The sequence below is a fragment of the Pseudarthrobacter sp. MM222 genome (assembly GCF_947090775.1).
Classification (GTDB): Bacteria; Actinomycetota; Actinomycetes; order Actinomycetales; family Micrococcaceae; genus Arthrobacter.
Genome location: NZ_OX352321.1, coordinates 2,658,008 through 2,670,463 on the forward strand (window position 1 = coordinate 2,658,008; position 12,456 = coordinate 2,670,463).

General features: G+C 66.4%; 12 protein-coding genes. 4 read left to right on the forward strand and 8 right to left on the reverse strand.

Going from position 1 to position 12,456, the window contains the following annotated elements:
* Positions 1-8: 8 nt before the first annotated feature.
* Both cysK and epsC read left to right on the forward strand, forming a co-directional pair.
* Entirely contained in the window at positions 9-944 is a 936-nt protein-coding gene (gene cysK / locus OM977_RS12125) for a cysteine synthase A (RefSeq protein ID WP_264354204.1), read from the forward strand.
* A gap of 41 nt (positions 945-985) precedes the next feature.
* Positions 986-1,570, forward strand: a complete 585-nt coding sequence (gene epsC / locus OM977_RS12130; protein ID WP_264354205.1) for a serine O-acetyltransferase EpsC — start codon at positions 986-988, stop codon at positions 1,568-1,570.
* A gap of 24 nt (positions 1,571-1,594) precedes the next feature.
* Here the strand turns inward: epsC and OM977_RS12135 are convergent, their stop codons facing one another.
* Together OM977_RS12135 and gndA are read right to left on the reverse strand one after the other, a co-directional pair.
* Positions 1,595-2,428, reverse strand: a complete 834-nt coding sequence (locus OM977_RS12135) for an oxidoreductase (protein ID WP_264354206.1) — start codon at positions 2,426-2,428, stop codon at positions 1,595-1,597.
* A 112-nt stretch (positions 2,429-2,540) separates the two neighbouring features.
* Positions 2,541-3,977: an NADP-dependent phosphogluconate dehydrogenase gene (gene gndA / locus OM977_RS12140; protein WP_264354207.1), complete on the reverse strand. Its 1,437-nt coding sequence runs from the start codon at positions 3,975-3,977 to the stop codon at positions 2,541-2,543.
* A gap of 227 nt (positions 3,978-4,204) precedes the next feature.
* On the opposite strand from gndA, the gene OM977_RS12145 reads away from it, so the two are divergent.
* Positions 4,205-4,933 (forward strand): FadR/GntR family transcriptional regulator, encoded by a 729-nt coding sequence (locus tag OM977_RS12145; protein ID WP_264354208.1) that lies wholly within the window; start codon positions 4,205-4,207, stop codon positions 4,931-4,933.
* Here the strand turns inward: OM977_RS12145 and OM977_RS12150 are convergent.
* Genes OM977_RS12150 through OM977_RS12160 form a run of 3 tightly spaced genes read right to left on the reverse strand, consistent with a single transcriptional unit; the run spans position 4,930 to position 7,750 of the window.
* Positions 4,930-6,036, reverse strand: a complete 1,107-nt coding sequence (locus tag OM977_RS12150; RefSeq protein ID WP_264354209.1) for an L-idonate 5-dehydrogenase — start codon at positions 6,034-6,036, stop codon at positions 4,930-4,932. The genes OM977_RS12145 and OM977_RS12150 overlap by 4 nt on opposite strands.
* Entirely contained in the window at positions 6,036-6,806 is a 771-nt protein-coding gene (locus OM977_RS12155; RefSeq protein WP_264354210.1) for an SDR family oxidoreductase, read from the reverse strand. The genes OM977_RS12150 and OM977_RS12155 overlap by 1 nt, the downstream gene beginning before the upstream one ends.
* Positions 6,803-7,750: an NAD(P)-dependent oxidoreductase gene (locus tag OM977_RS12160; protein ID WP_264354211.1), complete on the reverse strand. Its 948-nt coding sequence runs from the start codon at positions 7,748-7,750 to the stop codon at positions 6,803-6,805. The genes OM977_RS12155 and OM977_RS12160 overlap by 4 nt, the downstream gene beginning before the upstream one ends.
* A gap of 68 nt (positions 7,751-7,818) precedes the next feature.
* Here OM977_RS12160 and OM977_RS12165 point away from each other — a divergent pair, with 68 nt between their 5' ends.
* Positions 7,819-8,883 carry a D-2-hydroxyacid dehydrogenase gene (locus tag OM977_RS12165; protein WP_333473976.1) on the forward strand — a complete coding sequence of 355 codons (1,065 nt, stop codon included), beginning with the start codon at positions 7,819-7,821 and terminating at the stop codon, positions 8,881-8,883.
* A 200-nt stretch (positions 8,884-9,083) separates the two neighbouring features.
* Here the strand turns inward: OM977_RS12165 and OM977_RS12170 are convergent, their stop codons facing one another.
* The 3 genes from OM977_RS12170 to OM977_RS12180 form a co-directional block, all read right to left on the reverse strand.
* The gene (locus tag OM977_RS12170) at positions 9,084-10,439 is read right to left on the reverse strand and encodes an MFS transporter (RefSeq protein ID WP_442960643.1); all 1,356 of its coding nucleotides are present in this window, start codon (positions 10,437-10,439) and stop codon (positions 9,084-9,086) included.
* Positions 10,440-10,591: 152 nt separating this feature from the next.
* Positions 10,592-11,392 (reverse strand): IclR family transcriptional regulator, encoded by an 801-nt coding sequence (locus OM977_RS12175; RefSeq protein WP_264354214.1) that lies wholly within the window; start codon positions 11,390-11,392, stop codon positions 10,592-10,594.
* A 92-nt stretch (positions 11,393-11,484) separates the two neighbouring features.
* Entirely contained in the window at positions 11,485-12,315 is an 831-nt protein-coding gene (locus OM977_RS12180; RefSeq protein WP_264354215.1) for a fumarylacetoacetate hydrolase family protein, read from the reverse strand.
* Between the last annotated feature and the right edge of the window lie 141 nt (positions 12,316-12,456).

Sequence of the window (12,456 nt, forward strand, 5' to 3'; positions counted from 1 at the left end):
ACATACCCATGGCACGGATCTATGACGATGTTACCCAGCTGGTTGGCGGCACCCCGCTGGTCCGGTTGAACCGGCTCACCGAAGGGCTGGACGCCACGGTTGCCGTCAAGCTGGAGTTCTACAATCCCGCCAACAGCGTCAAGGACCGCATCGGCGTCGCCATCGTTGATGCCGCCGAAAAGTCGGGTGCGCTCAAGCCCGGCGGCACCATCGTCGAAGGCACCTCCGGCAACACCGGCATCGCCCTGGCCATGGTGGGTGCGGCCCGCGGCTACAAAGTCATCCTGACGATGCCGGAGACCATGTCCACCGAGCGCCGGGTCATGTTGCGCGCCTTCGGTGCCGAGATCGTGCTGACCCCCGGCTCCGAAGGTATGCGGGGCGCAGTGGACAAGGCCCAGGAAATCGTCGCCAACACGGAGAACTCCATCTGGGCCCAGCAGTTCGCCAATGAGGCCAACCCCGAGATCCACCGCACCACCACGGCGGAGGAAATCTGGTCGGACACCGACGGCAAGGTGGACATCTTCGTCGCCGGCATCGGCACCGGCGGAACCGTCACGGGCGTCGGCCAGGTCCTGAAGGAGCGCAACCCTGACGTCCAGATCGTCGCGGTCGAACCGAAGGATTCCGCGATCCTGAACGGCGGGGCCCCGGGTCCGCACAAGATCCAGGGCATCGGCGCCAACTTCATTCCGGAGATCCTTGACACCAACGTCTACGACGAGGTCCTGGACGCCACCCTGGAGGACTCCGTCCGCGTCGCACGCGAGCTCGGCGTGCAGGAAGGCATCCTGGGCGGCATCTCGTCCGGCGCCATCGTCTGGGGAGCCCTGGAGCTCGCCAAGCGCCCGGAGAACGCCGGTAAGCTCATCGTTGCCGTCGTCTGCGATTTCGGGGAGCGCTACATCTCCACCGTGCTTTACGACGACATCCGCGGCTGAGTCCCGGCTCGCCCTTCCACGATTCCCGTAGAAAGGTCTTTGTGAGCTTTTTCGCAAGACTTAAGGAAGACCTCGACGCCGCCCGGTCACACGACCCGGCGGCGCGAGGTTCTTTTGAGAATTTCTTTGCCTACTCCGGCCTGCACGCGATCTGGTTCCACCGCCTGACGCACCGGATGTGGCAGAACCCCGCCCTGCGCTTCCCGGCGCGGCTGGTCTCCCAGCTGGCCCGCTTCCTCACCGGAATCGAGATCCATCCGGGGGCAACCATCGGCCGGCGCTTCTTCATTGACCATGGCATGGGAGTCGTGATCGGCGAGACCGCCGAGATCGGCGAGGACGTCATGATCTACCACGGTGTGACCCTCGGCGGGCGCTCCCTGGCGAAGGTCAAGCGGCACCCCACCATCGAGGACCGCGTGGTGATCGGCGCAGGGGCCAAGGTCCTGGGACCGATCACCATCGGCCGGGACAGCGCCGTGGGTGCCAACGCCGTCGTGGTCAAGGATGCCCCCGCCGAATCGATTGTCACGGGCGTGCCCGCCGTCTGGCGCCACCGCGATGCGCTGCGCGAGACCAAGCCCGCCGTCGACCCGGCCGAGTACCTCATCGACTACCACATCTAGCAGCCGCAGGGCTTCCCCGGGCCGCTACCCGGGGAACCGCTTATAGATGGTCCAGATCACACCGTCGAACACGCGGTCCGGCAGCAGGCGGCGCAACAGCAGCAGGGCCCGCGCGCTCCCGCCCACCGGATAGCGGGTCCTGGGCCGTGCCGCGGTGGCGGCGTGCACAATCGCGTCGGCCACTGCCTCGGGAGGCGAGGACAGCCCGGCTTTGTCGGTTGTGGCCAGCGCCGCCGCCATGACCTTGGCCTGCGCCGCGTACGGCCCGTTCCCGGAACGGGCCAGCAGGCCCTCCGAGGAAATGGCTCCCCACTCGGACCGGGTGCCGCCCGGCTCGATGATGGACACATCGATGCCGTGGGGTTTGAGTTCCATCCGGAGGGAATCGCTGAGCCCCTCGACGGCGAACTTCGTGGCGTGGTACCAGGCGCCGAGCGGTTCATACATCTTGCCGCCCATGGAGGAGACATTGATGATCCTGCCCCGGCCCGCGGCCCGCATGCCGGGAATCGCGAGCTGCGTCATCCGGGCCAGGCCGAAGACATTGACATCGAACTGGCGCCGTCCTTCGTCCGGTTCAACGTCCTCCAGCGAGCCGTAGGAACCGTAGCCGGCGTTGTTGACCAGCACGTCGATCCGCCCGTGCGCCGCAATCACCGCGGCGACGGCCCCGCTCATCGAGCCCTCATCCGTCACGTCGAGGGCGACGACGTTGACGCCGTGGGCCTTGAGCGGCTCCATCCTCTCGACCCGGCGCGCCCCGGCATAGACCGTGAAGCCGGATGCGGCGAGCTTGATGGAGGTCGCAAAACCGATCCCCGTGGACGCACCGGTGACAAACGCTACGGGCTGGGGCATGGGCTGAACTCCTTGGGCGCTGACTTCCTTGGGCAGGGTGCGGCCGGAAACACGAACGGCCGGCGCCCCCAGAGTAGCGGGAAGCGCCGGCCGTTGATGACGGCGGCTGGGACTAGTGCGTGTCCACTGCCTCGATCTCGGACTTGTCTTCGCCCCAGAGCGTGTGGAAGGTGCCCTCGGCATCGACACGGCCGTAGGTGTGGGCGCCGAAGAGGTCACGCTGGCCCTGGATCACGGCGGCCGGAAGGCGCTTGCGGCGCAGGCCGTCGTAGTAGGCCAGCGAGGAGGAGAAGACCGGCACCGGGATGCCGAGCTGGACCGCCGTGGAGACCACCCGGCGCCAGGCCGGGAGGACCTCGGCGATCGCCTTGGTGAAGGCCGGGGCGAAGAGCAGGTTGGCCGGCTTCTCCTCCGCGGCGTACGCGTTGGTGATTTCCTTGAGCAGCTCGGCGCGGATGATGCAGCCGCCGCGCCAGAGCGAGGCGATCTCGTCCAGCCTCAGGTCCCAGCCGTACTCCGTCGCCGCGGAGGTGAGCATGTCCAGCCCCTGCGCGTAGGAGACCAGCTTGGAGGCGTAGAGCGCCTGGCGGACATCCTCGACGAACGTCTCGGGGACCTCGACGGGAAGTTCTTCGCCAGCGAGGAGTTCCTGGGCCAGCTTGCGCTGCTCGGCCTGGGAGGACAGGGCGCGGGCGAAGACGGATTCGGCGATGCCCGACGTCGGGGAGCCGAGCTCGAGGGCGGAGATAACCGTCCAGCGGCCGGTGCCCTTCTGCCCGGCGGCGTCCACGACGACGTCGACGAACGGCTTGCCAGTCTTGCCGTCGACGTGTCCGAGGACCTCGGCGGAGATCTCGATCAGGAAGGAGGCGAGCTCGCCCTTGTTCCACTCCTCGAAGATCTTCGCCTGCTCGGCCGGTTCAATGCCGGCGCCGGAACGGAGCAGGTCGAAGGCCTCACCGATGACCTGCATGTCCGCGTACTCGATGCCGTTGTGGACCATCTTGACGAAGTGGCCTGCACCGTCGGTGCCGATCCAGGCGCAGCAGGGCTTGCCGTCGACGTGCGCGGCAATCTTTTCCAGCAGCGGGCCGAGGGCCGCGTAGGACTCCTTGGAACCGCCCGGCATGATCGAGGGGCCGTTAAGGGCTCCTTCCTCGCCGCCGGAGACGCCGATGCCGACGAAGTGCAGGTCCTTCTTCGCGAGCGCGGCTTCACGGCGGCGGGTGTCCTCGTAGTGCGAGTTGCCGGCGTCGATGATGATATCGCCCGCCTCCAGCAGCGGCTCGAGCTGTTCGATCACGGAGTCGACCGGCTTGCCGGCCTTGACCATGATCAGCACACGGCGGGGTTTCTCAAGGGAATCAACGAGTTCCTGGAGGGTCTCCGTGCGGACGAAGTCGCCGTCCTGGCCGTGCTTGGCCAGGAGCGTGTCGGTCTTCTCGACGGACCGGTTGTGCAGGGCAACGGTGAAGCCGTTCCGGGCCAGGTTGCGGGCGAGGTTGGCCCCCATCACCGCAAGGCCGGTGACACCGATGTGTGCTGACATCAAAACTCCAATTCATTTCTGTGCAACGAGTGCAGATCGTTCCGCACTTCATGCGGAACACGCTTTTGGGAACAGTGGCTGTCCATAAACCATATGTATTTCCGCGGGCTACGGGAAAGCAGTGCCCACGTGGCGGAATAACGGCGCGTCACAAACAGTCTATGATTCCGGCGCCCGCTGGACTGCACGTCCGCGGCGGGGGCGGGCACCGCATTATGCTTACGACTATGCCAACCAGCCTCCACCACCGTGCCATCGAACATCTGGGCGCCCGCATCGTCGCGGGTGAACTCCCGGCGGGTCATGTCATGCTGGCCGAGCAGCTCGAAAATGAACTCAAAGTCTCCCGCTCCGTCGTCCGGGAGGCCGTCCGCGTCCTGCAGTCCCTGGGCCTGGTCGAAACCACCAAACGCGTCGGGATCCGGGTCCTGCCGGCCAACCGCTGGAACCCCTTTGATCCCCTCGTCATCCGCTGGCGGCTTGCCGGCGAGGGACGCGGAGGCCAGCTGCGCTCGCTCGCCGAGCTGCGCGCCGCCGTCGAACCCGTGGCCGCGGAGCTGGCAGCGGTCAATGCCCCCGAGGAGCTGCGGCGTGAACTCGTGCAGGTCTCGCACGCCATGCGCGACGCCGGCCGGGCCGGCGATGTGCCGCGATTCCTGGAGCTGGACATCCACTTCCATTCGCTGCTGCTCACCGGTTCCGGCAACGAGATGTTCGCCAACATGGTGGGCCAGGTGGCCGAAACCCTGACGGGGCGCACCGTGCACGGCCTGATGCCGGACCACCCCCGGGCAACGGCCCTGCAGTGGCATGTGGACGTGGCCGAAGCGATTGCCGCCGGAAATGCTACTGCGGCGTGGGAGGCGTCGAACCGGATCATGCGCGAGACCATCTCGGAGATGGAGCCCAGCTGGAAGAACCAGCCCCGGGTGTTCGTGCCGCTGCAGCACCGCTAACGCCCGGGCCTGAAGTCGAGCAGCACCTTGCCGGACCCGGCCGAGTTCCTGGCCACCTCGAAGGCTTCCAACCCCTGGTCCAGGGGAAAAGTGTGGGTCACCACGGGATCCACGGCCAGCGATCCGTCAGCAAGCGCACGAATGACCTCATCTATTTCGTCGTTGAAGCGGAATGAACCCAGGAGCTCCAGCTCTCGGGTGATCGCCAGCGAGATCAGGACAGGCTGCGGGCCCGATGGCAGGAGCCCCACCATCACCACCTTGCCGCCGCGGACCGCCCCCTTGATGGCCGAAGCCAGGCCGTAATGGCTTCCGGAGGACTCGATCACGATGTCTGCCTCCACCGCCGCAATGGCGTCGGCATCGTCGCCCGTCAGGACCTCGTCGGCACCCACGGCCTTGGCTATTTCCAGCGGCTTGGCGTGCATGTCCACAGCCACGATCCGCCGCGCCCCCGCGCGTTTGAGGACTGCAACGGCCAAGGAGCCGATAGGGCCGCAGCCGATCACCAGGGCCGTCTTTCCGGTTACGTCTCCCGCCCGCGCGACGGCGTGCCAGGCCACGCTGGCCGGTTCAACCAGGGCGGCGGTCCGGAGCGGAAGGCCAGCAGGCAGGGGGCGGAGCATCCGGGCCGGCAGCACGGCGTACCGGCTGAAGGCGCCATCCGTGTGGGGGAAGCGTGCGGCGCTGCCCAGGTACGTGCAGCCGGGTGAAAGGTTGGGACGGTCTTCGGGATACCGGGCGGTTCCCGGTCCCGGCGTGGCGGGATGGACGGCGACGGCGGTGCCGGCCGCCGGCCCGGTTCCGTCCGCGGCCGACAGCAGCACCGTTCCTACGATCTCGTGGCCCAGGACCAACGGCGCCTTGAGGACCGATTCACCCGCCGCGCCGTGCAGCCAGTAGTGCAGGTCCGAGCCGCAGATGCCGCCGAACGCCACTTCGACAACCGCTTCGCCGGCCGCCGGTGCGGGCACCGGGATGTCCTCGATCCGGAGATCCCCCGCTGCGTGGGCCACTACCGCCGCCGTCGAGGCCGGCAGTTCCGGAGCCGGCACTTCCCTGGCCGGCAGTCCCGGAGCCGGCAGTTCGGTGCCGCCGCGCATCACACCACCACCGTCATTCCACCGTCGATGAAGATGGTCTGGCCGTTCACGAAATTCGAGCCATCGGACGCGAGCCACACGGCCGGGCCGGCCAGGTCCTGCACCGTGCCCCACCGGTGCGCGGGCGTCCGGCCCAGGATCCAGGAGTTGAACTGCTCATCGTCCACGAGGTTCTGGGTCATCTCGGTGTGGATGTAGCCCGGTGCGATCCCGTTGATCTGCAGGCCGGAGGCCGCCCACTCCGCCGTCATGGCCCGGGTCAGGTTCCGCAGGCCGCCCTTGGCCGCAACGTAGGGGGCGATGGTGGGCCGGGCGAGGTCGGTCTGGACCGAGCAGATGTTGATGATCTTGCCGCGGCCGCGCGGAATCATGCGCCGGGCCGCTTCACGGCCCACAAGGAACGCGCTGGTCAGGTCCGTGGAGATCACCCGCTCCCAGTCCGCGACGTCCAGCTCCAGCATGGAGACGCGGTGCTGGATGCCGGCGTTGTTCACCAGGATCTCCAGCGGGCCCACGTTTTCTTCCACCCAGGCCACGCCGCGGGCCGCCTCGGCGTCGCTGGTGACGTCGAAGGCGCAGCTGTGCACCCGGCCGGCCGGGTAGTCCGCAGCCATGGCGGTTTCGGCGGCCTTCAGCCGTTCCGCGTTGATGCCATTGAGCACCACTGTGGCCCCCGCGTCGGCGAGGGCCCGGGCCAGGGCGTTGCCGATCCCCCGGCTGGAGCCGGTGACCAGGGATACGCGCCCCGTCAGGTCAAAAAGTCCGCTCATCGTTCGCTGATCCTCACTTGGTCGTGGCTGCTATGTAGTGGCTGGGATGCCCCGTTGTCGCTGAGATTCGCAATGGTTTGCCGAACGACGGCCAGGTCCTGGTCCCCCAGGCCCTGGCGCTTCAGCTCCGCATAGAGTTCGACGCCGGCCGCCGTCATCGGCACGGCGGCATTCACGGCGGCCGCGCTTTCGAGCACAAAGGAAAGGTCCTTGTGCATGAACTTGGCCGGGCCGGTGGGGGCGTAGTCCTTGGCCGCGAGACGCGGCCCCACGACGTCCAGGACCCTGCTTCCGGCCAGGCCGCCCGCGAGCACCTCGTACAGGGCGGCGACGTCCAGACCCGACCGTTCGGCGAGCTCCGCGGCCTCGGCGAGCGCCGCCGTCGTGGTCCCCACGATGAGCTGGTTGCATGCCTTGGCGAGGGACCCCGACCCCAGCGGCCCCAGCCGCCGTACCGTGGTTCCCATCGCTCCGAAGAGCGGCAACAGCCGTTGGAAGTCCGCTTCGCTGGCGCCGGCCATGATGGCCAGGGTGCCGTCGACGGCGCCTTTCGTGCCGCCGCTCACCGGAGCATCCACGACGACGGCGTTTCCGCCGCTCGCAGCATCCACCCGGGCGCCGAACTCCTTCACCGCGGCCGGCGAGACGCTGCTCATGACCACGACGGCGGTGCCGGCAGCCGGTGGATTCGCTGACCAGCTCGCCAGGAGAGCCGCGCTGGCGTCCTCGATGTAGGAGAGGTCCGGGAGCATGAAGATGATGACCGGCTTGTCTCGCAGCCCTTCCACCTCGGCCGCGGTGCCGCCTCCGAGGGCTTCGAACGCATCAAGAGCTGCCGCCGAACGGTTCCAGGCGCTGACGGACCAGCCCGCCCTGAGCAGGTTTGCTGCCATCGGAGAGCCCATGAGCCCCAGGCCCACAAAGCCGGCTTCCTTCCGGTCCATATGCATTTCGCCTCACTTCGTCGTGGTGGTTCCTTGAAATCTGTTCAATATCCTAGCCTCCATTCAGTATGATGAACACTATGACGACTAAAACCACAGTCGCGATCGCGGTCCCGCTCGAAGCTGAGCTTGTGGAGCGCATCCGCGCAGTAGATCCTTCCGTTACCGTCCGCTACGAGCCGGACCTCCTTCCGCCGGAGCGCTTTCCGGCCGACCACTCCGGAGATCCGGACTTCCGCCGGACCCCGGAGCAGGAGGAGCGCTACTGGGACATGCTCAACGCCGCAGATGTCCTCTATGGTTTCCCCAATGAAAGCCCGGCGGGTCTCGCCCGGGTCGCCGGCAGCAACCCGCACCTACGCTGGATCCATGCCATGGCCGCCGGTGCCGGCGGAGCCGTCAAGGCATCGGGGCTGGACGCCGCGACGCTGGAGAAGTTTCAGGTGACGACGTCCGCGGGCGTCCATGCCCTGCCGCTCGCCGAGTTCGCCGCCCTCGGCATCCTCAACGGCTTCAAGCGCAGCGGGGAACTCGCGCAGGACCAGGCAGCCAGGATCTGGCCCGAGCTCCGCACCCCCACGCGCCTGGTCAACGGCTCCCGCCTGGTGGTCACCGGCCTCGGCGAAATCGGGCTCGAAACCGCACGCATCGCCCGCGCGCTGGGCATGAAGGTCAGCGGCACCAAGAGGACCGTGGAGCCCATTGAGGGCATCGATCAAGTCGCCGATAACGACGGCCTCGCCGGCCTGTTGGCTTCGGCCGACGCCGTCGTCAACACGCTGCCCGGCACGCCGTACACGGAACGGCTCTTCAACCGGGAAGTCTTCGCGGCCATGAAGCCCGGAACCGTCTTTGTGAACGTGGGCCGAGGCACCGTGGTGGACGAGGAGGCGCTGCTGGAGGCCCTCGACAACGGGCAGGTCTCGTACGCCTGCCTCGATGTGTTTGCCGTGGAGCCGCTCCCCCAGGACAGCCCGCTTTGGAACCACCCGAAGGTGATGGTGTCTCCGCACACCTCGGCCCTCAGCGCGGCCGAGAACCGGCTGATCGCCGAGCGGTTCTGCAGCAACCTGCGGACGTTCCTCGACGGCGGCGAACTCCCCCACCTCGTGGACACGGTCCACTTCTACTAGACCCTGCAGCTTCTTCCGCAGCACCAACAGCACCAGCAAAGGCGGCCTCTCCGACATGGAGGGGCCGCCTTCTGCGTGAGCCGCGCGTTTCCTGCGCATCGCCAAAAGGCCTGCGCATCGCCAAAGGCCGTGGCCCCTTCCTTGATGGAAGGGGCCACGGCCTGGGGTCCCGCCGGGAACGGGCTCAGACGCCGGAGCGCCTAGCTCGCGTCCTCGGTGAGGAGGAGGTCGCGGCCCACGGTCTCAGGGGTGAAGAACGTGGTGACAAACGAGATGAGAGCAAGAACCAGGGAGTAAATCGCCAGCACCAGCCACGAGTGACCCGTGGCGGTCAGGAGCGCGGCGCCCACCAGCGGAACCAGTCCGCCGGACAGGACGGCAGAGAGTTCGCGGCTCATGGCCACGCCGGTGAACCGGTACTGCGAGCCGAAGAGCTCAGGCAGGAGCGGGCACTGCGGGCCAAGCATGGACTGGACCCCGAGGGCGATGCCCACCACCATGACCACCCACACGAGCGTGACATTGCCCAGCGTCACGAGATAGAACGCCGGCAGTGCGAAGAGCGCCTGGAAGAGTGCACCGTAGCGGTAGACGGGTACGCGACCGAACCGGTCCGACAGGGCACCGAAAGTCACCACCATGATTGCGGCGAAACCTGCGGCAATCAGCAGGCCAACCGGGCCGATGAACTTGTCGCCCGGGAAGATCCCGTCCTTTGATGCCAGGAAGGCGATGAGCAGGGCCGAATAGATCGACGAATTGCCGTTCTCGCCCATCCGCAGGCCGATGCCGATCAGCACGTTCTTCTTGGAGTGCTTCCAGAGCTGCCCGATGGGGTTCTTGACCACGTTCTTGTGCTTCTCAAGTTCCTGGAAGACGGGCGTTTCCTTCAGCCGGAGCCGGATGAAGATGGCCACCGCAATCAGGATCACGCTCGACAGGAAGGGTACCCGCCACAGCCAGCCTTCGAGGACGGCCTTGTCAGCCATGGCGATCAGGGCAAAGGTCCCGGCGCCGAGCAGGGTGCCCAGCTGGATCCCGACGAAGGGAAGCGAGGCGAAGAAACCACGACGGCGGCGCGGTGCGACTTCTGAAATCAGTGTGGTGGCGCCGGCCTGCTCCGCGCCGGCACCGAGTCCCTGCAGGATGCGCAGCGTGACGAGGAGGACGGCGCCCAGCATTCCTGCCTGTTCAAAGGTGGGCAGAAGGCCGATGGCGAAGCTTGCGGTTCCCATCAGGCCGATCGTGAGGATGAGGACCATCTTGCGGCCGAACTTGTCACCGATGTAGCCGAAGATCACCCCGCCGAACGGCCGGGCCGCGAATCCGACGCCGTATGTGGCGAACGATGCGATCAGGGCTCCGTCGTCGCCGAGTGGCTTGAAGAACAGCGGACCGAAAATCAGGGCTGACGCCAGCCCATAGATGTAGAAGTCGTAGTACTCCAAAGCGGAGCCCACAGAACTGGCAAGAGTTGCCCTTCGCAGCTGTTCTGGATCAACGACGGCGTCGTCCGCTTCAGCGAGCGGTGTATTAGTACGAGTTGTCACAAGCACTCCTCAAGAACACTCCAGACCCCCGTTGGCCTGGTGGGTTAGCAACAACCCCCTGAGGAGTCGATCACCATGTTGAACAGCGTACAACAGGCTGATCGATTAGCCAATATAAATCAGATATGTTTTTCGCCCGGGGGCCGGCGGCGGCAGCCTTACCCCATCGGATTGCCCAAGGAACGGGCCAGCTCCTTCAGTTCCTTGACCATCATTGCGCCCTGTTCTTGCGAGAAGGTGGCCTTCAGCGCGGTGACCGAGAGCCCGAGGCTGGGTCCGTGCGCACCGCGCGTCGGCACGGAAACGGCCAGGCAGACGACGCCCGTGGTCGATTCCTCGTCCTCGAAGGCGTAGCCCTGATCCCGGATGTCGGCAAGCTGGGCCTTGAGCTCAGCGCCGGTGCGAAGCGACTTCGGCGTCAACACCGGCAGTTCGGCGTCGTCCGGGAACATCTCGGCGACGTCGTGGTCGTGCAGCCGGGCCAGCAGCGCCTTGCCCACGGCGCAGAGCGATACGGGCATCTTGTCGCCGATGTTGGACGTGAGGCGAACAGCGGGATGGCCCTCGTAGCGGGCAAGGTAAATGACGTTGGTTCCGTCCAGCATGGCGATCCGGACCGTTTCGCCCGAGAGGGTGGGAGCCTGCTCACAGAACCGGTAGAACTCCTGCACCTCGTCAAGGCGGCTGAGGTATGCCGCGCCGAGCTCGACCAGCTTGCGTCCAAGAGTGAACTCGGCACCATGGCGGCTGATGAGCCTTGCCTCCTCCAGCGCAAGCAGGAGGTTGGATGTGGACGACTTGGGAATTCCCAGCTCCCTGGCCAGATCGCTCAGGGTGAGGCGTCCGGTGGCAGAGGCAGCCAGGGCCTCCAGCACGGCGGCAGCACGGGTGACAGCCGGCGCGGGAGAGGCACTTCCCAGTCCGTCAGAGGTCGTCCGGGAAACTCGGGAATCGGCCATGATTCTCCTTATAGGTATCGCGCTCGGTAGCAGTCATTCAAGGGCTGTTCATTCAGCTGAACACTAACCATCATAATGTCTGCTGACGGAAATCAGGCTACGGCCACCACCGGGTTGCTGAGCCGGCCGATGCCCTCAACGTGGCAAACGACTGTGTCTCCGGGAAGGATCCGGGCGCATTCGGCGGGGAAGCCGGTGAGCACCAGGTCGCCGGGATGCAGCGTCATGAAGGACGTCAGGTAGACCAGGATTTCGTCCACTCCCCAGCCCAGGTCGGCGGAGCTGGCCGCTTTGAGCTCCTTACCGTTATGATTGATTCCGATGGCCAGGTTGTCATCATTCATGTCCGTCACAATCCACGGCCCCACCGGGGTGAACGTGTCCTGGCTCTTGGCGCTGATCCACAGTTCATCAGACTTTTGCAGGTCTCTGGCCGAGACGTCGTTTCCGATGGTGAAGCCCAGAATTGCGCTACGGGCAGTCTCGAGCGTGAGTCCGCGGACCCGGCTCCCGACCACAATCGTCAGCTCCGCTTCCGGGTCAACGTGGCCCACGCCCGGGCGCAGCTCTATCGCGTCTCCCGGACCGACGACGCTGGTCGCCGCCTTATGGAATGCCTGCGGCGGGAGGTTGCGGCCCTCGCTGCCGGTATTGTGCGCCATGCCCAGGACGTTCGCCGGCGTACTCGGCGCCAGAAAGGTGAAGGACGCCTGGTCCACCGTGGTGCCTGTTTCCCAACCCTTGCGGGGTGCGCTGCCAACATTGGCCCGCGAAGCTGGGAACGGGGAATCTATCACCGTCCAGAACCTTCCCGCTGCACTGTCAAAGTCCGGTGCACCGTTCGCGACGAAAAAATGCTCGTCCCCTGAAACGGGGGCAAGAGGGCGGACTCGGGCAATGCGGCGGCTTGGCGTGGCGGTCATGAAGCCATCCTAGGTCGCGGCCCGCACCCCGGCGCACGCGGCGGAAGCGGGATCAACCAGCCTACGAACGGGTTAAGGCAAAGTCGGACCTATTTCGCCATCGAGTGGGGCAATTCAGCACTAGACAACCCGTGGTGTGCG